This is a genomic window from Synechococcus sp. CCAP 1479/10 (assembly GCF_019038515.1).
GTDB lineage: Bacteria > Cyanobacteriota > Cyanobacteriia > PCC-6307 > Cyanobiaceae > Cyanobium.
Window position 1 is genome coordinate 31,239 of the sequence record NZ_JAFKRJ010000034.1, and the last position, 20,552, is coordinate 51,790.

Genomic DNA, 20,552 nt, shown 5'->3' on the forward strand with positions numbered 1-20,552 from the left:
GTTTGCGCCGCCGGGGATGGCCCGCCACCAGTCCACCAACACCGGGCCGATCATGGCCCTGGTGGCCGCGGAGATCGCTGTGTTGCTCGCGTTTGTGGGGGTGTGCGAGCTTCGCGCGTCCGGCCCCGCCATCTGTGAGCACCGCTGGAGCCTGGTACTGCCCAGCGTCGCCCTCGTAGGGCAGTCGGCCGCCACCTACTTCATGGACAGCGGCAGAGGCGGGGGCAGCCAACCCGATCCGCCCCGCAACACCCGCGGCCAGTTCACCCCCCGCCGCCGTGAGGACGACCAGCTTCCTGGCTGAAGCCGCAGGTGGCTCTGGACTTCGCTAGGGATGCCGCCGCCCCTTCATGAAGACCCGTTGCCGCCAATGAAGACAGGTGTCGATCACCACGAACGTCTTGCCCGCATCGGTGGGCTGAACGATGGTGATGGCACAGGGATTCGGAGGCTTCAGTGATAGAAGACACCCCCCCGGAGCAGACACCAGGAGCGCGCTGACGATCCGGCCCCTGCTCCAACACTCTCGACGGATCTCTGACGTTCCAGGCGTGTCACGCCGTCGCCGTCCAACGCACCGCTTCAGGTGCCCCGGACCCAACGGAACGTCCCACTAGACACCTGGCCCCAGGTGCCAGCGCCAGCGGCTCCGACCCTTCAACCCAAGATTCCCAAGGCCCGGGGCCAACGCTCTGGGCTTTGTTGTGGGCATGAGCCGCCCATATCCATCCAATGACTGTTGGAGGAAAGCCGGCGGCGCGATCTGTCTCCGTTGCGCAGCAAGCCACGCACCGCTGAGCTGGGCGACTCAGTTGGGCAGCGCGGTGTCCCCGACCTCCTCCAGCCGGCGGAGGCAACGGAAGCGCAGGGCGACCAGCTGGTCGTAGAGCGGGTTGATCTTGCACATCGGCGGGATGTGGACCAGCTTCCAGCCGAACAGCTTCACGTCGCGCTCAAAAGGGCACTGGGCGGGGATCAGCCGCACCAGGAAGCGGGCGACCTCCGGATCGGAAGGCTCGAGCGCATCCATCCAGCGCCGCACAGCATCGAGGCGCCCTGGGTGCTGATGGGTGTCACAGCAGACGTCACTGGAGCCGTCGCGGATCATCGGCGTCTTGAGCAGGTCTTTGATCAAGACCTGGCCCACCTGAAGCACCTCACTCCAGTGCCGCAGCCGTTCGCATTCGATCGCGCTGAGATGGCCATCGGCCAGGGCCACCAGCACAGCGGAGCGCAGGAACTCTTCCGCGGTGGGCGTGCCGACCCCGAAGCGGTGGACCAGGGCCCCGTCGCCGGGATGGTGCAGATCCTCGAGGGTCAGACCGGGGAGATCCCTGGTCAGCTGCTCCGCCAGCAGCCGTTCCTCAGCAGGGGAGAAATCACCGTCGGCAAGCGCCAGCTGGTGCAGCGCAGCGAGCCACAGCCGCCGTCGCGCCGCCTTGGCGTCGAGGCCGTCGATGGCAACAGGGTGGCCCATGGGGTGCGTGAGGCCGGTGAAGGACATCCGCCGCAAGACAGGCGGTGAGGAGCGGCACGGCAGGCAGCCACCCGTCTCATTCTGAGCTCACAAGGACGCTGCCCCGCTGCAGTCGCCAGCTGGAGCAACCACGGCGGTCCAGGGCTGGCTGGGCGTTGTCCCAGCAGCCGGATCAGGGGCCCTCAGGCCTCGTCGCAGAACGAGGCCAAGCGGAGCGAAGGGCAAGCCCAGGCGTGCCCCCCCGGCCGAGCCGATCTGCCTGATGCCGCCTGGTAACTGCTGTTGAGCCCTGCCCACGCGACTCCCCGCCCGGCCGCTGCTCGCGCCAGCCGACCGCACGGAACCGATGAGCGACCCGAGCACCGATCCGCCCGGCGGGCAGCGCGGACCTGACAACCAACCCGGGCTCCCAGGTGAGCCACCGCTGGAGCCCCCAGCCGGGGTGGTGGGGCCGCCGCCGGAACTGCCGAGCCTGGGGCCCTTGCATCTGAGCCTTTCGGCTGATGGGCTGCTGCTACTTGGCATGGCCGCCTGGCTGCTCTGGCGCGCCTTCCTGCGCGACACCGTCATGGCCCGCATCGGCACCCTGCTCGGCAGCCAGCAGGACAGCCGCTACATGGCCGACCTCCTGGCCCAGGTGGGGGTGCTCACCGGCTCCAGCAGGGTGGCGCTCGGCAGCTTCTACAGCCCTGGGCTGACCAGCTATGGCTACGCCTTCTCGCGGGTGACGATCGTCAGCTCCTATGTCTCCCTGGGCCGGCTGCCGCTGGCGCTGGAATCGAAAGACCTGCCGATCGACAGGATCCGCCAGGACCTGGAGGTCCTGATCGCCCATGGCGCCGACAGCTGGCACCTCGTGCGGCTCAGCAACCTGCTGCCGGTGCCCTGCCAGGACTACCTGCAGCGCAACGGGATCACCTTCCTCTATGGGCGGCTGATCCTGTTGGAAGGCACCCCGATCGGCATCCTCAACATCCACTTCGACACGCCGCTGGCGGCCCTAGATGAGCCGGCTGAACTCCCCCATGCCGATCTGCTGGAGGCGATTTACCGGGAGCTGAGCCGGTTGGTGCGCGGCAGGATGCTGCGCCCGTCGATCGGGCGGCGTCTGTTCAGCTTCTGGGCGGGCCGCTGAGCGTCAGGGCGCCGGATTGCACCAGCTGCCACAGCCGTCGCGCCTGCTGCTGCCGCCGCTCCAGGTGGGGAACACCGGGGCGGAAGTAACCCTGGCCCGTGGCGGCGGAGCCTGTCCAATACGCCGCTGCGGCCGCCGGATCCATGCCTGGCGGCCGCTGCTCGAACACCCGGCTCCAGCCGATCAGCGATCCCTCCGGTGGATCGTGCAGGCCGGCGTACTCCTCAGCGAAATAGCGCTGCTGCCAGCCGTTGCTGTTGGGATCGATGCGCAGCCTGATCGCCTGCTGCCGGGCCCGGTCGTAGGCGGTGCGCCTCACGCCCGTGTACTGCATCGCACCACGGCCCCTGCCGCTGCCGGCCTCCGTCACATCCAGCCGCTCCAGTTCCGGCTGGCCAGTTTCGACGATCACGCAGGCCAGAAAGCCGCAGGCCTCCGCCGCGCTGAGCGGGGCGATCTTCCAGGCGCTGGCCTTGGTGACAGCAGAGCTAGTGAGGAACTGGAGCCAGTGCTGAAGGTTGCTGGAGCCGGGCTCAGGCCCTGGCCCTGGCCCCGCCGCTACTTTTTTTCCTGGAACACCCCCACATAGACGGTGCCCTGCTCGTAGAGCGGCAGGATCCGCTCGCGCAGCACCGCGTTGTGCACCCGCAGACAGCCAAGGGACGGCAGCAGCGTCTGCCGCGGCGCCCAGGCCCCGGGCCAACCGCAACCGGTGCCGCCGCCGTGGAGCATGATCCCGGCGCGGCCCACCTTTTTCTCCTGGCCCTCCAGCTCGACCATGTCGTAGCTGTACCAGCCATAGGCCTGCAGGGTGGCATCCCTCGGCGGGTTGGGGTTCTGCTCCCAGTCCCGGTAGACCGTCCCCAGCTTGTAGAGCCCTGGCGGGGTATCGGTGTTGGTGTGGCGCCATTCGGTGTCGGCGCCCTGGCCCCGAGCCAGGCACGGTTCCCGCCATAGGAACTTGCCGCTGTGGTCATAAGCCTCCATGTCCTGGTCGCGGTCGTTGACCAGCAGGTAGGAATCGCCCGCTTTCACCGGTGCTGGGATCAACGGCCCGGCCAGGCCGGCCTCCTCGCTGCCGCGGGGATCGAGCGGCGCAATGGCGGCACCCACCGGCTGCGCGGCTTTCTCACTGAAGGCGACGGCCCAGGGCGCCTCCTCCTCCAGGATCTCCTCGCCGCCCGGGAGCTTGCTGATCGCCTGGTGCAGCAGCAACGCGCCCCGCTTCTGCTGTTCCAGACCCTTGAAGTGCAGGAAGCGGTCGACGAACCGCTGGGGGGACATCGTGGCCACGCCGGCTCAGCAACTGCCCTCTCTTGCCAGTGCCGACGTAAGCGCAACAGCCTGGCGGCTCTCCACCGCCAGGCCAGGCCGCTGGGGCCTGCGGCCCTCAATAGGGCACTTCCTCCGGCCGGATCCAGGCCGGGCGGCTGACGGGATTCGCCAGCTGCCGCTCCAGCAGCAGCGCATCGGCCAACGCCGCTAGGCGCGGCAGGGGCGGCAGCGTGGTGCAGCAGATGAAGCTCAACCGCTCCAGCGACGCGGAGCTGTGGCGGGAGAGGGAGCGGATGCGGGCAGCGGTGGCCATGGCCGGCGCAGCGAAGGACGCCAGCGGCCAACGGGATGGGGTCAAGGGCGGCGTAGCCGCTCGCGTCAGCCCTTGAGGCCATCCCGCACGATGAAGCGGCCTGTGTGCGCCAGTCCCCCAACGGGGTCAGGGCCTGGAAGTCCCGAGAGAGTCCATTCCTGCTCCCAAGACAGCGCTCAGGCGGGGCCACCAGCGGCGACCCCGCCCAGGCCCTCAGGCCCGACCAGCGGCACTCGCCAGGGCCCGACGCCGCTTCCGGCTCTGCTGCACGATCTCGGCCTGGCCGGCGTGATCGCTGGCACGGAAGTGCTGCAGCTCATCCCAAGGCAGCCCCTGCTCGAAGGCCTGATGGATCGGGCAGCAGCGCTGCACAAGCGCCGAGCAGTGCTTCCAGAGGATGCGCTTGGCATGGTGCGCCTCGCCCTCGCTGAGCGCTTCGTGCTCGCCATCACGCATACGGCGGGACACACCCACCGCCTTGCCGTGGATCACGGTGCCGCCCAGGAGCGGCCAGTGCAGGCTTTCCAGCTCGCGGGCCTTCGCCCAGGCGCCGCCGTGGGCGACCACGATCGGCCCGATCCTGGAGAAGGTGAGCGCTTCTGGCGGGCAGAAGCACAGCCACCCGAGCAGCTCCTTGCTGAGCACGGGCTCGGGTGGAATGTGAATCCCGATAGCGGTGCAGACGTGATCGCTGTGGGTGAGGGCCTTGCGCTGGATGAGCAGGATCTGGGGTGCCATGAAGGGGGATGGCCGGCGGACCCGAGCGGACCTGCGGCGCGGGCAAGGGTCGGCAAAGCGCAGCGGCGCCGACTTGCGCAGCCCTTGCGCCGCCGCAGATCGTGAGGAAGGCCGCCGCCAACCCCTCCAACCGGAGCAGGCACGAGCGACAAGGCGGGGCGATCAGCCCTGCCGTTCCCGCCAGATCTCCTGCACGAACGGATCGGTGACGCCATACAGCCCGTGGCCGACCCGCATCAGCACGTTGGCGGCCATCAGCTCATTCACCACCGGCTGGATCTCCTCCACCCGCACCTCCCGGCCGATCGCCTCGCCGTAGGCCGCGGCGGCTTCCGCGGAGAACAACCCCTTGGCGGGCCCGTCAGACAGGGCCACCCGCTGGAAGATCACCGCGGCCAGCCCACCGATCTGCTCCACCTTCTGCAGCTCCAGGTCGGCGGCGGCGCCGCGCAGGGTGGCGGCGATGACCGGCAGGAGCTGGTCCGGCTCCAGCCCGGAGCTGGTGCTGCTGCTGGCCTCCAGCTGGGCCAGGGCCCGCAGGAACTCCTCGGGCTGGTGGCCCAGGGTCTGAAAAGCACTCCAGGCGATCGCCTCCGATGGCAGTGCTCCAGCGCCGCTGCCGCGCAGGCGCTGCAGCACGTGCTGCACATAGGCCAGATCCAGCACGGGGTAGGGCAACGAGGTGGCCCCGGTGAACGCCTGGTTGCGCCGGGCCGTCAGTTCCCCCACCAGGGCGCGATGGGAGCCGGTGCCGAGGAACAGGAAATGGCCCGGCGTGTCCGGCCTGGGGTTGATGGCATCGCGTGCGGCCTTGAGGGCCAGCAGCATCTGGTGGCCGTCATCGGTGGTGATCGCCTGCTGCACCTCATCAATGATCAGCACCACATCGGAATTGGCCTGATCCACCAGCTCGGTGAACGCCTGGGCCAGGGTGGCGCCACCGTCGTGGCCCAGCTGCTCGAGCTGAAAGCCAAAGCGGAAGCCCATCCCGCCCAGATCCAGCCCCCGCAGCCGGCCCAACCGACCCAGCAGCGGAGACGCCGGAGTGGCGAGCTCCGCCAGGGTGCGGCGCACGGCGGCATACACCAACACGGCCGGGCTCACCTTGGTGTCGCTCCAAAGGTCGACGTAGATCACCACCGCCCCCTGGGCCTCCAGCTCCGGCACCAGATCGGTGCGCAGGAAGGTGGTCTTGCCCGTGCGCCGCAGGCCGGAAAAGAACAGGCCGGAGCGCAGCGCCTCATCGAGCACGCTCGGATGCAACAGGCGGCGGGCCAGCTCGGCGGCCAGCTGGGGACGGCGGAACACCTCGGCCACGGCTTAGGACGTTCTATCGCTGAGCCCTAATTATGGCTGATCCATAATCGGCCATAAATGTGCTCCGCCCTCCAGCCACTGCTTTGGTGCCGGCTGGCGAGGCTCAACCGCCTGCCTCCCAGGGCTTCGGTGCCGCCAACAATTCAGCGATCACCTGCTGATCGGTGCGGCTCTGCTGCGGATGGTTCAGATCGGCCAGCAGCGCCTTGCTCTGCTCGGCGCTGAGGCAGAACAGGGAGCGGTCCAGCGAAGCCTGATCCCGTTCCACGCCCCTGGCTCCAGCCCTTGTGGTCATTCTCCCCCGTGTGTGGGTGGCTGCCCATGGCCTCATGGCAATAGGTGGTGACGTTGCTGGAGCCCCTGCTCCCGGAGTGACCATGGGCCTCACCCTCATCGAGGCGATGAAGCATGAGACGCGGGTCGATCGCCTCGCTGTCACCAAGACCTTCGCGGAAGGTGAGCTTCTACGCCGGCTGCCGTTCCGCAATCTCTCCGGCGGTGCACTCAAGTACCCCAAGGAGATCAAGCTGCCCCGGGTCGGCTTCCGCGGTGTCAACGAGGGCTACCGCCGCAGCTACGGCGCCATCACCAACGAGACCGAGTTCGTCCATCTCTTCGGGGGGGACCTCGATGTGGACCGCTCCATCGTTGACATGAACGGCGCCGAGGCCCGCGCCAGCCAGACCGAGCAGAAGGTCCGCTCCATGCGCATGACGCTGGAGGCCGCGATCATCAACGGCGACGCCAGCTTCGATCCCCGCGCCTTCAACGGGCTCAGCAAGCGCCTCGTCCCCGATGGGCCCCGCACCATCGACAACGACGGCGGCACCGTCAAGCTCACCAGGCTCGAATCGCTGGTGGATTCGGTCAACGCCAATGGCGGTGAGAAGGTGCTGCTCACCAGCAAGGCGGGACGGCGCCAGATCAGTCACGCCAGCCGTGAGGCCGGCGGTGACCTCTACCAGGTGATCGACGGTCGCCACTGGTTCGAGGACACCGAGATTCTCTGCGTGGATGAGGACGCCAATGGGCACCCTGTGCTCGGTTTCGGGGAAGCAGGAAGCACCACCAGCTTCTACTGCTGCGCCTTCGGCGACGAGATGGTCACCGGTCTGCAGGGCCCGTTTGAGGGTCGCTACGGCATCTCCGTACGCGACTTCGGCGAGGTCCCCGATGCCCCGGTCTTCCGCACCCGGGTGGATTGGTACGTCGGCTTCGCGGTCTGCAACGACCGCTCCGTGGGCCGTCTGTTCAACATCGGCCCCGCCGTCAACTGAGCCCGCAACCCCAGACCCTTTCCACGCCATTGCTGATCCCCCCACTGCCGAGGACACGACCATGAGCCGACCCATTGATGCCGCCGCCACCCTGGTGGGCTGGATCCATCACACCGCCACCGATCCGAACGAGCGCACCATTGCCGGCGGCACCACCGTGAAACTGAGCACGCCGCTCGATGCGGCCGATGTCTTCACCTTCGTGGCCTCCCACCCGGGGCACGCCGCCGCTGTCACTTTCACTCTGGAGGTGGCCCCCGAACTGCTCAACGGGACCATGGGCACCTGGGTGCAGGCCGCCGAGGTGGCGATCCCCGCCGGTGGCGGCCGTGTCGAGGCGCCGCTCAACGGCGGCAACCTCGCCGTGGCACCTGCTGATGCTGACGACGTCGGCGCCTACAGCGTGGTCTTCGCGCGCTGCCTGATGACCAACCCCAGCGACGTGACCGTCGCTCCGGCCGGCGCCTATGCCGGCCTCACCTTCTGAGGCCCGACCCATGGCACCGATCGAGGACGGACTGGCGGCCCCCGCCGGGATGCTGCTGATCTCCAAGGAAGGCGAACAGGACCGGATCATCTACCCGGTCCACGCCGACGGCTGGCGCCGCCTGGGCTGGACGATTCACCCGCCCCAGCCGGAACAGGACCTGGAGGGCGAGGAGGACGGGGAACCAGCCGCTCTGGAGGCAGAGGGCGACGAACACCTGCCCGCTGGGTTGCTGCTGGAGAGCGGTGGCCAGGACCACCAGGAGCGCCAGGACAAAGGGGCCAGCGAGACGACTTCTGAACCGTTGGAGCTGGAGCGGCTGACCAAGCCCCAGATCGTCGCCGCCGTGCGTGAGCGCTTCGGGGTGCTGCTCGATGGCAGCCAGACCCGCGCTGAGCTGCTCGCCGCGGCGGAGGAGCTGCTGGCTGCCGAGGCGCACGACGGCCAGATCGAGACCGAGAGCACCAGCCCGGGCAAGGGCATCGGCGAGGCGGAGGGCGAGGGCGACGGGGAGACCGAGGGCGAGGAGCTGGTCCCCAGCCTCCTGATCTGAGACCCGCCATGCGTTCTGCCGCTGGCAATGGCAAGTAGCCCGGTGCGTGAGCGATGCCCTACCCGCTGCCCTCCACGCCACCGCAGAACGGCGATCGCCTCCGCCTGCTGCCACCCGCCGGTTGTCCCGGCCGGGGCGAGTGGGTGGTGCCCCATGAGGTGCCGCGCTGGCTGGCCATTGGCTTCCGCACCGCACCTGTTCCTGCCCTCGATCTCGAGCTCAGCTGGATGCCATCCCCGCGGCGGTGGGATGAACCCGCCCTCTCTCGCGCCGTTGCGCTGATGGTGAACCCTCGGGCGCTGCCACCGCAGCCGATCGAGATCACCTGGGGGGATGGCAGCAGCGAGACGGTGCCCTGGACGCCCTACGACCAGCGGATACCGGAACCCCGCCACCTCTACACCGTCCTGGAGGATCACAGCGTCACCGTGCAGGTGGGACTCCTGGTCGCCACCCTTGAGGTGGCGCTGCTCAGCTGCCCGCTCCCCATCACGTCACCGCGACCCGGTGACGATCCGCCCCGCGTTGGTGTGGGCCTGGCCCTGGTGCCTGGTGCCGGCCTCAGCGGCAACGCCTTCGATGGCAGCCGCAACGAGCAATGGCAGCTGCGCCTCCATCCGCAGGGAGGCCTCGGGCTGCTCCCCAGCCCGATCGATGGCCAGCCCGCCCTGGTGGCGATGCACGGCTCCGGGGCTGCCAGCCGCGGTGTTCGCTGGTACTCAGGTGACGGCCCACCCACCCTCCAGTGGCACGAGGTGGCGCAGCCGCCGCCGGCGCCGGGGGATCTGTATCTGGACCGGCTCAGCGGCAGCATCTACGAGCTGGAGGCCTGATGGGCTGGACCCCCACCGGCGATTCGTTGCGCGGCCCCCCTGGCCAGCCGCCGAACTGGGGCGCCATCGGCGGCAGCCTCGGCGACCAGATCGACCTGCAACAGGCCCTGGCCACCAAGCTCAACGCCTCGCGCCTCACCGTTGGCCCCACGCCGCCACCCGACCCAGCTCCTGGTGATCTCTGGATCGACACGACCTGACCATGGCCATCACCTCCCGCGACCAGTTGATCGCCGCCCTGGCGAACTCCCGCCATTCCCTATTCGACAAGGCCTCGATCAGCAACGCCGTCGTCGGCCGCTTCTATTCCCTCTGGCGGGCGACGGGACAGCCAGGACAGGGCGCCATCCCCACCGCGCCGGCGGCCTGCACCAACGCTCTGCTGGGCTCGTTGAACTACCTGCCCCAGCCGCAGCCCGCCAGCAACTACATCGGCTGGGTGGATGTGGCCACCAGCCTGGCGACCGGCAGCCTGGAGATCCACGACCGCCTCTGCCACCAGGGCGGACTGGTGGGAAACCTCAACACGCTCCAGAGCACCAACCTGCCGCTCACCATGGCCGGGATCGCGGCGGAACGGATCGGCCTTGGGGATTTCAGCCAGCTGCAGTGGTGGCTGGAGTGGTACGCCGACACCGGCTCCACGGCCGTCACCGCCAACGTCACCGTGGTCTGCGAGGACGACAGCACCCAGGTGGTGGCGGTGCCGCTGGTCGCCACCAGTCGCGCCTCGGGGCTTTATCAGATCCTGCCGCCGCAGGGCAGAACCGGCATCAAGGCGGTCAACAGTGTCCAGCTCAGTGCCACCAGCGGCACCGCCGGCAATTTCGGAGTCACCTGCACCCGCTACCGCGCCGGGTTCTTCACGGTGGTGGCGAACAAGGCGGAGGTCTTCGACTGGGCCGCCCTTGGCCTGCCGGACCTCCACAGCGACGCCTGCCTCTGCCTCATCCAGCTCTGCACCGCCACCACCACGGGCATCTCCAAAGGTGTAGCCCGCTTCATCGCCGGTTGAGCCATGGCCCGCCATGAGCGCGACGCCCGCCCTCCCTTCCCGGGTGGCTCCGATCGCTGGGACCGGGGCCCGGCCGGTGACCTCATCACGGCTGACTTCTTCTCGCCTCAGCCGCCACCGCCAGCCGGCGGCCAGCTCCGTTTCTGGAGCGGCACCGACTGGCTCCGCCGGCCGGTGTTGGTGTGGACCGGCAGCACCTGGTTGGCCAAACCCGCCCGCCGCTGGAGCGGCACCGCCTGGCTGCTCACCTGAGCGATCGGCCTGGCAATAGAGGGCAGGCACGTCCTGCTTTCGCCCCATGACCTGGCAGAACACCGGCTCCCTCCGCGGCCCCGCTGGCCCCCCCGGGCCGCCAGGCCAGGCCGGTGCGGCCGGCGGTGCCGGGCCAGCAGGCCCTCCAGGCCCCGCCGGGATGGGCATCGACTTCAAGGGCAGCGTTCCAACCTTTGCCGCCCTGCCCACCAACGGCCTGCAGGAAGGCCACGCCTACGTCGTCGCCGATCAAAACGACCGGCTCTACGTCTGGGACGCGGACACCAGCAGCTGGGTGGATGGCGGCTCGATCCAAGGCCCGCCGGGACCTGCTGGAGCACCGGGCAGCGCCGGCCCCCGCGGCAGCGGCTGGTTCGTTGGCAGCGGCCCGCCTGGCTCCATCCCCTCCGCCCTGCCCGGCGATCTCTATCTCGATCTGGTCAGCGGTGAGGTGCACCAGCTGCAGCCGCCCCCAGCCGGCGTCCCCATCGCCAACCTGCCGGCGATCGGCGCTGCCTTCCAGGGCGGCTACTACGGCGGGCTGATCTCGCAGGCCGCCAACGGCATCGCTAGCCATGCGCTGATCATTGCCCCCAAGGCCACGGGCGAAAGCTCCAGGGCCTGCAAGACGGCCAACACCGCCACCGCCGGGACGGGGAGCAGCTTCGACGGGTTCGCCAACAGCGAGGCGGCCAAGGACGCCGCCCACCCGGCCAACCAATGGGCCCGCTCGCTCTCCATCGGCGGCTACGACGACTGGTACATCCCGGCCCTGCTCGAGCTGGAGATCCTCTACCGGCGCTTCAAGCCGGATAACAGCGAGGGCAGCACGCCCGGCTACGGGGCCAACGCCTACGCCGTTCCCGCCACCACCGCCAACTACTCCGGCGTGATTCCAGCCCAGACCGCCGTTGCGCTGTTTGCGAGCGGCGGCGCCCAGGCGTTCTTTGCCGGCGGGATTGGCACCTCCACCCAGGACTCGGCAACCACCCACCAGGTGCAGGACTGGTATTACGGCAACTGGGATCCGCTGAGCAAAACCACAGCTCAAACGGTGCGGGCGATTCGAAAGATCGCGGTGGTGCCCTGAGCCATGCCCTGGGTCGCCAGACAGGAGGGACCGCGCCGGCTCAGCCAGAGCCTGCTGCTCCCCATTGCGGCCGGCCCCCAGGTGGCACCGCTCCGCTTCGATCGGCTGGGCAGCGCCGGGCTGTTGCTGATCGTCAGCTGTGACATCCCGGCCTGGCTCAGCCTCTACGTCTCGGACACCGCAGCCCTCGCTGACACCAATCGGCCCCAGATCGCCGATCCGGATCCGGCGGCTGGTGTCGTGCTCGATGCAGTCTTCACAGAAGACAGCGCGGTGCTGCGCCTACCGCCGGGGGTGAGCTGGGCCAACCAGGACGATCCACCCGTCCCCCTGCTGCATGGCCGGCTGCGCACTGACCAGAGCCAACCCATCGAGTCGATGGTGTCGATCAGCAGCCTGCTGCTGGCGCTCTGATGGCGGCGATCCTCAGCGATCTCTCCCGCCGCGGCGATCAGGGCTTCCCGATCCCTGATCTCTTCACTGAAGTCCAGGCCCTTCTGGCCAGCTGGCTGGTGGCCGCCAACGCCCAGAACCCCAGCCAGCTGCTCGAGGTGCTCACCGGCCCGGCCGCCGATGCTGAGCACCTCGGCTGGACCATCCGCGCCACCCTCGCCGCCACCAGCGTCGGTGCCCCCGTGCAGCTGATGAGCCAGTGGGTCGCAACCCTGGCCGCCACCACCGTGACAACGGCGGTGGGCCTGGCCGCCGGCCACAACCCTGCTGGCGGCCTTGGCGCCCACGGCCTCCTAGCGGGCGGCCAGTCCCACGCCGTTGCGGCGAGCCTCAATCCCGCAGAGCCATACCCGGCACTGGCCTGGGTCGTGCGCAGCCTCGCCCCGGGCCACGAATACTTCGGCTTCTGCCTCTCGCTACACATGTTCTCCACCCGCCAGGCGGTGGTGCTGCTGATCGCCAAGGACGTCACCTCTGGCCTCTGGCACCTGCACAACACAACGATGGGCGGGCTGCAGTGCATGGTGGCCTGGAACCTCGCCGCCGCCAGAGAGATCTTCGCGACGGCCCTGTGGAGCGAGTTCTTCAACGGCCCCCCGTTCGCCCTGCGCCACCCTTCGGCCTGGATGCTGGCCACACCCTCCATCGTCCACGTCACCCCCCTGCCGCCGCTGCGCCGCTGGGATCCGGTGGTGCTGCCGGCGGACTTCGGCACCTACAACCGCACCTTCTCCACCGGTGGCTACTTCAAAGGAGCCGACGGCAGCGAGTGGCTGCTGTTCGGCCCCAGCCGACTGGCCGTTCGCCTCGTCGACGCGCCATGACCCTCACCGCCTGCGCCCGTACCTGGGGCCCGGACACCTACAACTGGGCCAGCAGCGCGGCCACCGATGTCGGCATGCGGCTGCATGAGGCCTTCTCCGCTTTCGCCGCCGCGGCAAACGCCAACCCGGCCAACGCCGAGCTGCAGCTCAGCGTGCTGCGCAACCACGCCAGCGCCACCGGCGCGACCAGCTACGGCTTCGTCTGGCGTCTTGGGCACCCGATCTCCCCCCTGGTGCTGAGCTTCCACAACGTCTCCCTGGCCCAGGGCTTCAGCTCCAGCACCGCCAGCGCCCTGCTGCGCCTGGGCCTGGCCAGCGCCTGGATCGATGACACCAGCAACGGCGGCTACGGCAACTTCTCTTCCACCCTGCTGAGCGTCAACCGGGGGCTCTCCCACTACGGCCCCAGCGGGACCCCAGCCGTGGCGGGGCTGGAGGGAACCCTGCTGGTTGTCTTCGATGCCACCTCAGGGGCGGAGTTCTTCCTGGCCACCCTGCTGCGGCCCGGCGATGACAACTACAGCCTCAACCTCTCGATCCTGCTGTTCCGCAGCCCGGCGGTCAGCGGCTGGAGCCTCTGGTTTCACCGCGCCCGCGCCTACATCGGCATGTTCAGCTCCAACGATCGCTGGAGCTGGCGCGGCCAGTCCCCGGAGGTCGTCAGCTTCGTTTCAGGCGCCTCCGGCACCCAGCAGATCAACGCGCCCATCGCCTGGCAGGTCATCCCGCTGGCCACCGGTCCGGTGCTGTTCAACAGCGTCCAGCCCCGTCTTCTCCTACCGCCCCTGCTCTGGAATGGTGACAACCAGCACACCGACCCCCGCCGCCTGGGTCGTTTCAGTGACCCCGCCGGTGGCGGCACCTTCTACCAGCTCGGCGCCGCTGGTGGCGCCGTCGATGACCTCTGGCTTCGTCTCCCCTCCAGCCCTCCGCCGTCTGTGTTGAGTGGCTGGGCTGCCATCGGTTCACTCAGCTGGCGCACTCTGAGCGATCGCTTCTCCGTCATGGCCCTGCCGCCACTCACCCCCTCCCTGATCGGACCGGCGAGCGTGCCGGATCTGATCACGGACTGGAGCCCCAACGCTGCCGGCCTGGCCGGCGTGCAGCAGCACCCGCTCTATGCCCAGCAGCTGGCTGCCGCTGGTGGCCTGGGCGGGGGCACGGGCGGCGTAGGCGGATCGGGCCGGCCCGCCACCGGCGTGCTCTGGCCGAGGCGGCAGTAACGCGACAGCGAAAACACGCTCCGTGGTGTCGACGGGACGGGAGTCCAACGGGCTCCTGCGGTGCTCCGCCCAACTCAGCGCCGCCGCGACGGCGATCTGGCCAGGTGATGCACCGCATGGGCCACCACACCAAACAGTCCCGAGCGATCGAACGACTCCAGGTCCAGCACGATCACCACTTCCCCGGCGCGTTGCGGCTCCAGCAGTCACTGCTCCCCCTCACACCGCAGCGGCCGCAGCAGAAACACCCCCCGGTGGGCCACGATCACCACATCGCCGCTGCGGGGCTCGATGCTGCGGTCGATCACCAGCAGGTCGCCGTCATGGATGCCATGGCTGCGCAGCCCATGGCCGCTGACCCGCATGTAGAAGCTGCAGGTTGGATGGGGCACCAGGGCGCCGTGGAGATCCAAACCCTCCTCATCGGCGCTGACGCTGCAAGGAATCGGTTGGCCCAGGGGCAGCTCGGCCAGCATCGTCCCCATCCGCAGCAGTACAGATGTCCTACTACGGATAGAGCCTCGCCGGCCTGCTCTCCGCAGCAGCGTGGCCCTCAGCCGCCGGGGCCGGCGCCCCGGGCCGGCAGGCGCACCAGACGACCGCGCACCTGGCCCCATTCACTGCGCCGCCGCGGCAGCGGTGCTCCCCGCAGCAGGGCCTCGATCCGCTCCACCAGGCAGCGCGGCACCAAACCCCCGCTGACCTGCTCCCGGGGGGTGAGGAAGCTGCCGCTGTGCAGAGGGCTCCAGTGGGCCTGCTGCCAATGCAGCAGCCGGCCGCCCTTGCCTCGCTTTTCGAACAGCACCAGCGCACGGGCCCCAGGGCGGAAGCTAGGCAGCAGGGTGACGCGCCAGCGGATCCCGCTGCGCTGAACATCAAGAAGGATCTGAACACCGGCCATGGCCGCAGCGGTGAAGGACCCGACCTCCCGGCGGGCCCGCGCAAGGGCTGGCCGGCGCCCTTGGCACCAGCTGCTGTGGGCAGAAAGCAGCCGGCGGAGGCCAGCTCGCGAAGCCTTTGCGCGAGGCCCGCAGGATGGGGAGGGCCGCCACCGCCACTTCTTGCTCGCGAACAGAACCGGTCGCCATAGCGACTGTCTTGCCCTACTAGCCCCGATTAGCCTTTCTTAGCGACAGTAGTCTCATGGCTATGGATCTGCTCTGCACTGGCACTGACCAGCAGACCATCGACACCCTCCTCCTGCCGGAGCGCAGCCTCGTGAGGCGATGGTCGCTCCTGGCCATCCAGCAGGCCAACCCGTCGACCTTCATGCGTCACCAGTACGCCCGCCACGCCGCTGCTCGCATGCTGGCGGCCTGCAGCGACTGGTTGGAGAGCAACGGCCACCGCCACCTCGCCGCCGCCATGCGCGAGCAGCTCAAGGCCTGAGCGGCTCAGCCGGTGACCTCAGGCCAGGATCCGTAGCACCGACTCCCGATGGCGCTGCAGGGATTGGATCTCCGGCCGGCTCCTCGGGACAGGGCGCCTCCGGGCACAACAGATCCACCGCCTGCCGCGCCTCGCTGATCACCTGCAGCAGCACCTTCGGGGACTCGCGCAACACGGAGATCCAGCTCTGCAGATAGGCGGCGTGATGGGCCAGCTCACAGCCGATCTGCAGCCGCTGGCCGATCAGCACACTGCCCAGCTCCGCCACCAGCTCCTCGCGGGCATAGCCGCGGGAGCCGAACGCACCAGAGAGATCCCGCTTCATGCGGGACTCGTGGCCCGTGGAGTGGATGCACTCGTGGGCCCAGGTGGCATAGAGCGCTGCCGGGGAGTGGAAGGCCTCGCGCTCGGGCAGCTGGATGCGATCGGCGCCCGGGGCATAGAAGGCCTTCTCGCCTCCCCAGCCGACGGCCACCTCCCAGGCCTGCAGCACCTGCTCGGCCTGCTCGATCCGCTCCAGCGGTGCCCTGGGCTGCACCTGCGGCAGCCGGGCTTCGATCAGAGCGGCGAGCGCCTCGCCTTCCAGATCGCAGGCATTGAACACCGGCACCGGCCGGTAGCGGGCCCAGCTGCGCAGCACCGGCTCACCATCGCTGCCCTCCTTCTCGCTGGACTGCAGCTGGGGCCGCAGGATGCGAACCGACTTCGATCCCTTGCGCGGGAAGAGGCCCAGCTTCTTCGCCTCGGCGAAGCCGCACCAGAACGGCAGCTCTGCGCCCCGCATGGCCATCCCCAGCTCCAGGAGGATGGGATTGCCGCCCCGGTAGGCCCGGCCGCTGAGCAGATTGATGTGGACGCCGCCACCGCGGCACTCCCATGGCCGGCGCCAGGGGGTGCTGCCGGCCTCGAGCAGCTCGATCAGATCGCGCACCATCGCCTCCTGGGGCGAGGGACCGGAGAACTTGTGGCGGCGCGTGGTGGTGGATGCGGCCATCGAGAAGGGCGCAAAGGACGCCGACGTGCCTGCGCGGATGAGCGCAAGGGCGGAAGGCCCGCGAGGGCCGAACCGCTCGCGCAGCCCTTGCGCCATCCCGCGCACACTGAGGCACCCTGCGCGCCGCCCTTTTCGCAGCACGGAGCCGTCGGCTCAGGCCTTCACCCTCCTGGTGATCGCCTCCAGCGCCTTGAGCTCCGCCTTGGCCATCCGGGTGGCGTTTCCGAGTCGCTGCCGATCAGCGCGGATCTGCTCGGCTTCCCGCAAGGTGCGCAGATCGCTCTCCGCTCTCCACCGCGCCTCCTGCGCGCGGGCCTGGCGGCTCAGCATGCTGGCCGTGGGCACCGCCAGCGCGGGGGTTGCTGCCGCCTTGCTTCGGCCGGTGCTGACGTTGCGCTGGCTTGCCCTCCTGCTTCTCGCTGCCTTTCGGGTGGCCATGGATCAAGTACCCATCACGTACGCCTGCCTGCTCTTGCCACCAACCGGCTCACCTGCACCTTTGTGCGGCCAGCCAGAGAAGAGCGGAGCGGATCACCTCGGCATGGCAAGGAAGCGGCGCGCACCAGCACAGCAGCTCCAGCGACCCCACCTGGGCCTGGGCCAGCAGCTGCTCCAGCTCGTGCCGCTGAGACGAACCCGGCACCTGCAGCTGGGCCCAGAGCCAGTGCCGGTAGCGGGCAATCACCTCAGCGCGGCTGCCATCGCGACCGAGCTGGAATGGATTGCCCAGCGGGCTGGGCCGTCCCACATAGACCTGACCGGGCAGGGGATCAGAGAGCCGGCCGCGCCGGGCCTTGCCGATCGTGATCTCCATGGCGCCTCCACCTGGTAACAACGCCCAACGCCACGAGAGCATCAGCGGCAGTGGCAGACATTGGAGATGGCTCCGGTGGACGCCTGGGGCCAGATCTGCAGCCAACGGATGGTGGGATCGAGGGCCAATCCGGTCTCGCGACAGCTCCTGGACGTGGACACATTCAACAGTTTGCGCGGATTTTGCGCGGAGACTGTGAAGTGGATCGGTGAAAAGTCAGTCGGGGCGACAGGATTCGAACCTGCGACCTAGTGCTCCCAAAGCACCCGCGCTACCAAGCTGCGCCACGCCCCGTCCACAACACCCTAGTCCATGATCTGGCGACCACCCCTCCAGTGACAGGGCGTCAGGTCCCGAAAAGGAGCTTGGAGTGACCCTGGTGAAGAGGCCTGAACGGCAGCCAGATGCGGTCAGGGTTGCAGGTGTACGCAGAAGGGCACAGATCCCGCAGGCTCAGGGACGGATCGACATCTCCATGCGGTTGGGCGTCAGGCGTCCAGGGATTGGGGCGCCAACAGCGCTCTGTCGAAGTATTGATCCAGAATCGTTCCTGGCAGCAGTGGGCCCTCGGTGAAGGCAAGGCCGAGAAGGGTCTTGTGATTCCAGATGTTCATCCACTGAACACAGGCAGACAGATAAACATTTCGGAACATTCCGTAGTCGCTGATGTTGAGGAAGACCTGGTCGCTGGGCTTCACCTCAAGCAATCCGCGACGGACGATGCAGGCTCCGGCCCTGCTGATGTCAGCCAGCGTCACGAAGCCCGTGCCTCCTGAGGGCAGATGGATGCTGGCGGGAACGCCCGATGGCAGAACCTGGCGAAGCGAACTGCGTCGATCCTTGTGCCGCAGTTGAAACTCGGAAACTTCCGGCGACATTGATCCAGTGCCAGCCTTGTTCAATCGAGCCTAACTGGCAGCCGCTGCGACGTCAACGCCATGCTGGCGGTACAAGCGCATCATTGCCGATGCAATAACCCCGGACCAAGAAATGGTTAAGCCCCTGCATGGGAATCGCGGCAAAGAAGGAGCGCTCGTCATCGCGATTAACAGTCACTTCCCTGAACAGAATCAAACCCAGTCATAAAGGGATGGAGATTGATGTCATCAACCTGACATTTCTTGAAGCCGACTTAGAATGAATACAGCGGAAAGACAGTCATGGCAAGGATTCTGAACAGAAGCCGGATCAGTGAGGCAAAGCCCCAGATGCGCAAGTGTTCACTCCAGCGGCTTGCAGCCAGTGCGCTCACCCTGCTGGTTCCGGGCCTGTTGAGCATGGGCCTGATGCAGCCAGCCACAGCGCAAGAGGGTAAACGAGCGGTGAAGGTGGCCGCCGTCGACTTCATCCCGGCATGGGGTGATCTTGAGGGCAATATTCGTCGTCTGGCGCAAGCAGCCGAGCGCGTGGCGGCCCAGGGTGTGGATTACGCCGTGTTTCCCGAAACGGCGATCAGTGGTTACGACTTCACGGAACCGGCACAATTGGCGCCCTATGTGGACACCATTCCGGGGCGTGCCACTGCGGCCTTGTTGCCGGTGCTCAGGCGCACCGGGCTGATGATGAGCGTGGGCATTGCCGAGAAAGATGCGATCACGGGCATCTTCTACAACACCGCTGTGTTGATGGGCCCTGGGGGCATCATCGGCAAGTACCGCAAGAACGGACTGAATGGCCAGGACGTTCAGCTGTTCGGCCCAGGCGACACCGATGTCGGTGTCTTTGACACACCGATCGGGCGCATTGCCCTGATCATTTGCTATGACGACACCTACTGGCAATACGACCGGCTGGCAGCCCTGAGAGGGGCTCAGATCATTGCCTGGCACTCGGTGTCCGATCGTGTGATGCCCGGCACCCCGCCGGCGATGGCTCGCCTCAACCACTCCACCGTGGCCAGTGTTCAACACATGAGCGCGCTCAATGGCGTGTTCGTGGTTGGTGCCACCCGCAGCGGCATTGAGCGCAACCCGATCACCGGCAGCCGGCTCTATTACAACGGTGGCTCCAGCATCTGGTCGCCCCTCGGGCACAGGCTTGTCCAGGCGCCCGTGGTGCCTCCCGAGACGCTCCCCCCCGGGCTCCATGGATGGATCACGACCACCATCATTCCCGCCGAGGCTGATGCGGTTCGACAGCGGCGATTGGCGGCCCGTCGCCCCTCGCTCTACAACCCGTTGCTGGCGCTGCGTCGCGCCTCCAGTGATTCCAACGCAACGGTCGGGAAACGCCCTGTGTCGTTGGCCGCCGCCCAGTGGCTCGGAGGTTCCTCCCAACTGGGCAGCAGCCTGCCCCGCACCAATGAGCTGATGGTGCTCCCTGAGCTCTCGGGGCTGCCGTCAGGTCTTGGGGCCGAAGGGATCAAACGCCGGGCCGAGCCTCGCGGCGGGGCCTTTGAGCAACTCCTGGCGGACCGCGCCAAAGCCGGAGCGGGCTACCTGGTGGGCAGTTACCCGGAACGGGAGGGCTCGAAGGTGTTCCATACCGTGGCCCTGGCCAGCCCCCGCGGCACGATCCTTGGCCGCTACCGCGCCACCCACCTCAGCGATTCAGAGCTGGCCTGGGCCAGCCCCGGTGACGCCCCCCTTGTGGTTCCCACGCCGCTGGGCCGCATCGGGCTGGTCTCGGTGGGGAATCTCGCCGTGCCGGAGCTGGTGGGCCTCTACCAGACCCTGCGCACTGACGTGCTGGCCGCTCCAGCCGGTGAGCCTTCCGCGCTCAAGGTGGAGATCGACCCACGCCTGTATGCCGTGAGTGATCCGCCGACGGGCCGAGCCGATCTGCATCCCTACCTGGCCGCCAAGCTGGGCCAGTTCTGGGTGGTCAGCGGCGGCAGGCGGCTCGGCAGCGCCACAGCAGCAGGGATCTACGGACCTGAGCCGGTGGTGTTCACCCCCACGCTCACGGCGGCCCCGGGAGCTGATGCGGTGCGCCACCGCACCGTGGTGCCGGCGCCTGGCACCTGGATCAACCAACGGCTGCTGATCATTGGTCAGCGCAACGACCTCTACCGCCCTTTGGTCCTGGATCCTCAGAACAGCTGTTTCCAGAAGTGGAAGCAAGCCGGCCACGGGATCGTGAGCTGCCCCTGAC

28 protein-coding genes and 1 tRNA gene are annotated in these 20,552 nt (G+C 68.3%); 15 read left to right on the top strand and 14 right to left on the bottom strand.

Going from position 1 to position 20,552, the window contains the following annotated elements:
• The first annotated feature begins 16 nt into the window (after window positions 1-16).
• Window positions 17-304 carry a hypothetical protein gene (locus KUG39_RS12635; RefSeq protein WP_216915348.1) on the top strand — a complete coding sequence of 96 codons (288 nt, stop codon included), beginning with the start codon at window positions 17-19 and terminating at the stop codon, window positions 302-304.
• Between the two features lie 504 nt (window positions 305-808).
• Here the strand turns inward: KUG39_RS12635 and KUG39_RS12640 are convergent.
• Window positions 809-1,477 carry a Mo-dependent nitrogenase C-terminal domain-containing protein gene (locus tag KUG39_RS12640; RefSeq protein WP_216915350.1) on the bottom strand — a complete coding sequence of 223 codons (669 nt, stop codon included), beginning with the start codon at window positions 1,475-1,477 and terminating at the stop codon, window positions 809-811.
• Between the two features lie 346 nt (window positions 1,478-1,823).
• On the opposite strand from KUG39_RS12640, the gene KUG39_RS12645 reads away from it, so the two are divergent.
• Complete coding sequence (locus KUG39_RS12645; RefSeq protein ID WP_216915352.1) at window positions 1,824-2,612, top strand: hypothetical protein; 789 nt, start codon at window positions 1,824-1,826, stop codon at window positions 2,610-2,612.
• Here the strand turns inward: KUG39_RS12645 and KUG39_RS12650 are convergent.
• The 6 genes from KUG39_RS12650 to KUG39_RS12675 form a co-directional block, all read right to left on the bottom strand.
• Window positions 2,590-3,024, bottom strand: a complete 435-nt coding sequence (locus tag KUG39_RS12650; RefSeq protein WP_216915354.1) for a hypothetical protein — start codon at window positions 3,022-3,024, stop codon at window positions 2,590-2,592. The genes KUG39_RS12645 and KUG39_RS12650 overlap by 23 nt on opposite strands.
• Before the next feature lie 146 nt (window positions 3,025-3,170).
• Window positions 3,171-3,896, bottom strand: a complete 726-nt coding sequence (locus KUG39_RS12655; RefSeq protein WP_216915519.1) for a L,D-transpeptidase — start codon at window positions 3,894-3,896, stop codon at window positions 3,171-3,173.
• A gap of 106 nt (window positions 3,897-4,002) precedes the next feature.
• The gene (locus KUG39_RS12660) at window positions 4,003-4,200 is read right to left on the bottom strand and encodes a hypothetical protein (RefSeq protein WP_216915356.1); all 198 of its coding nucleotides are present in this window, start codon (window positions 4,198-4,200) and stop codon (window positions 4,003-4,005) included.
• Between the two features lie 213 nt (window positions 4,201-4,413).
• A complete protein-coding gene (locus KUG39_RS12665; RefSeq protein WP_216915358.1) occupies window positions 4,414-4,938 on the bottom strand; it encodes a hypothetical protein in 525 nt (174 codons plus the stop codon).
• 162 nt (window positions 4,939-5,100) lie between these two features.
• Window positions 5,101-6,255, bottom strand: coding sequence for an AAA family ATPase (locus tag KUG39_RS12670; RefSeq protein ID WP_216915360.1), 1,155 nt, complete (start codon window positions 6,253-6,255; stop codon window positions 5,101-5,103).
• Window positions 6,256-6,358: 103 nt separating this feature from the next.
• A complete protein-coding gene (locus tag KUG39_RS12675) occupies window positions 6,359-6,523 on the bottom strand; it encodes a hypothetical protein (RefSeq protein ID WP_216915362.1) in 165 nt (54 codons plus the stop codon).
• A gap of 109 nt (window positions 6,524-6,632) precedes the next feature.
• Between KUG39_RS12675 and KUG39_RS12680 the strand changes: the two genes are divergently transcribed.
• From KUG39_RS12680 to KUG39_RS12730, 11 genes are all read left to right on the top strand, one after another.
• Window positions 6,633-7,532, top strand: coding sequence for a major capsid protein (locus KUG39_RS12680; protein ID WP_216915364.1), 900 nt, complete (start codon window positions 6,633-6,635; stop codon window positions 7,530-7,532).
• A gap of 61 nt (window positions 7,533-7,593) precedes the next feature.
• Complete coding sequence (locus KUG39_RS12685) at window positions 7,594-8,019, top strand: hypothetical protein (protein WP_216915366.1); 426 nt, start codon at window positions 7,594-7,596, stop codon at window positions 8,017-8,019.
• Between the two features lie 10 nt (window positions 8,020-8,029).
• On the top strand, window positions 8,030-8,572 hold the full coding sequence (locus tag KUG39_RS12690) for a hypothetical protein (RefSeq protein ID WP_216915368.1): 543 nt from the start codon (window positions 8,030-8,032) through the stop codon (window positions 8,570-8,572).
• A gap of 53 nt (window positions 8,573-8,625) precedes the next feature.
• Window positions 8,626-9,405, top strand: a complete 780-nt coding sequence (locus KUG39_RS12695; RefSeq protein WP_216915370.1) for a hypothetical protein — start codon at window positions 8,626-8,628, stop codon at window positions 9,403-9,405.
• Window positions 9,405-9,605, top strand: coding sequence for a hypothetical protein (locus KUG39_RS12700; RefSeq protein WP_216915372.1), 201 nt, complete (start codon window positions 9,405-9,407; stop codon window positions 9,603-9,605). The genes KUG39_RS12695 and KUG39_RS12700 overlap by 1 nt, the downstream gene beginning before the upstream one ends.
• Window positions 9,606-9,607: 2 nt before the next feature.
• Window positions 9,608-10,420, top strand: coding sequence for a hypothetical protein (locus tag KUG39_RS12705; protein ID WP_216915374.1), 813 nt, complete (start codon window positions 9,608-9,610; stop codon window positions 10,418-10,420).
• Between the two features lie 3 nt (window positions 10,421-10,423).
• The gene (locus tag KUG39_RS12710; protein ID WP_216915376.1) at window positions 10,424-10,672 is read left to right on the top strand and encodes a hypothetical protein; all 249 of its coding nucleotides are present in this window, start codon (window positions 10,424-10,426) and stop codon (window positions 10,670-10,672) included.
• Window positions 10,673-10,718: 46 nt separating this feature from the next.
• On the top strand, window positions 10,719-11,762 hold the full coding sequence (locus tag KUG39_RS12715) for a hypothetical protein (RefSeq protein ID WP_216915378.1): 1,044 nt from the start codon (window positions 10,719-10,721) through the stop codon (window positions 11,760-11,762).
• Window positions 11,763-11,765: 3 nt separating this feature from the next.
• Window positions 11,766-12,176, top strand: coding sequence for a hypothetical protein (locus KUG39_RS12720; protein WP_216915380.1), 411 nt, complete (start codon window positions 11,766-11,768; stop codon window positions 12,174-12,176).
• A complete protein-coding gene (locus KUG39_RS12725) occupies window positions 12,176-13,039 on the top strand; it encodes a hypothetical protein (RefSeq protein ID WP_216915382.1) in 864 nt (287 codons plus the stop codon). The genes KUG39_RS12720 and KUG39_RS12725 overlap by 1 nt, the downstream gene beginning before the upstream one ends.
• A complete protein-coding gene (locus KUG39_RS12730) occupies window positions 13,036-14,262 on the top strand; it encodes a hypothetical protein (RefSeq protein WP_216915384.1) in 1,227 nt (408 codons plus the stop codon). The genes KUG39_RS12725 and KUG39_RS12730 overlap by 4 nt, the downstream gene beginning before the upstream one ends.
• Before the next feature lie 206 nt (window positions 14,263-14,468).
• On the opposite strand, the gene KUG39_RS12735 is transcribed toward KUG39_RS12730, so the two are convergent.
• Entirely contained in the window at window positions 14,469-14,747 is a 279-nt protein-coding gene (locus KUG39_RS12735; protein ID WP_216915386.1) for a LexA family protein, read from the bottom strand.
• A gap of 68 nt (window positions 14,748-14,815) precedes the next feature.
• Entirely contained in the window at window positions 14,816-15,163 is a 348-nt protein-coding gene (locus KUG39_RS12740; protein WP_216915388.1) for a hypothetical protein, read from the bottom strand.
• Window positions 15,164-15,411: 248 nt separating this feature from the next.
• On the opposite strand from KUG39_RS12740, the gene KUG39_RS12745 reads away from it, so the two are divergent.
• The gene (locus KUG39_RS12745; RefSeq protein ID WP_216915390.1) at window positions 15,412-15,651 is read left to right on the top strand and encodes a hypothetical protein; all 240 of its coding nucleotides are present in this window, start codon (window positions 15,412-15,414) and stop codon (window positions 15,649-15,651) included.
• Here KUG39_RS12745 and KUG39_RS12750 read toward each other — a convergent pair.
• The 5 genes from KUG39_RS12750 to KUG39_RS12770 form a co-directional block, all read right to left on the bottom strand.
• Window positions 15,641-16,645 (bottom strand): ArdC family protein, encoded by a 1,005-nt coding sequence (locus tag KUG39_RS12750; RefSeq protein ID WP_286193147.1) that lies wholly within the window; start codon window positions 16,643-16,645, stop codon window positions 15,641-15,643. The genes KUG39_RS12745 and KUG39_RS12750 overlap by 11 nt on opposite strands.
• A gap of 153 nt (window positions 16,646-16,798) precedes the next feature.
• On the bottom strand, window positions 16,799-16,990 hold the full coding sequence (locus tag KUG39_RS12755) for a hypothetical protein (RefSeq protein ID WP_216915392.1): 192 nt from the start codon (window positions 16,988-16,990) through the stop codon (window positions 16,799-16,801).
• Window positions 16,991-17,132: 142 nt separating this feature from the next.
• Window positions 17,133-17,459, bottom strand: a complete 327-nt coding sequence (locus KUG39_RS12760; protein ID WP_216915394.1) for a DUF4326 domain-containing protein — start codon at window positions 17,457-17,459, stop codon at window positions 17,133-17,135.
• 220 nt (window positions 17,460-17,679) lie between these two features.
• Window positions 17,680-17,753, bottom strand: a tRNA-Pro gene (locus KUG39_RS12765).
• Between the two features lie 194 nt (window positions 17,754-17,947).
• On the bottom strand, window positions 17,948-18,337 hold the full coding sequence (locus KUG39_RS12770) for a PilZ domain-containing protein (protein WP_216918329.1): 390 nt from the start codon (window positions 18,335-18,337) through the stop codon (window positions 17,948-17,950).
• 444 nt (window positions 18,338-18,781) lie between these two features.
• On the opposite strand from KUG39_RS12770, the gene KUG39_RS12775 reads away from it, so the two are divergent.
• Window positions 18,782-20,551, top strand: a complete 1,770-nt coding sequence (locus KUG39_RS12775; RefSeq protein WP_216918331.1) for a nitrilase-related carbon-nitrogen hydrolase — start codon at window positions 18,782-18,784, stop codon at window positions 20,549-20,551.
• Window position 20,552 lies beyond the last annotated feature (1 nt).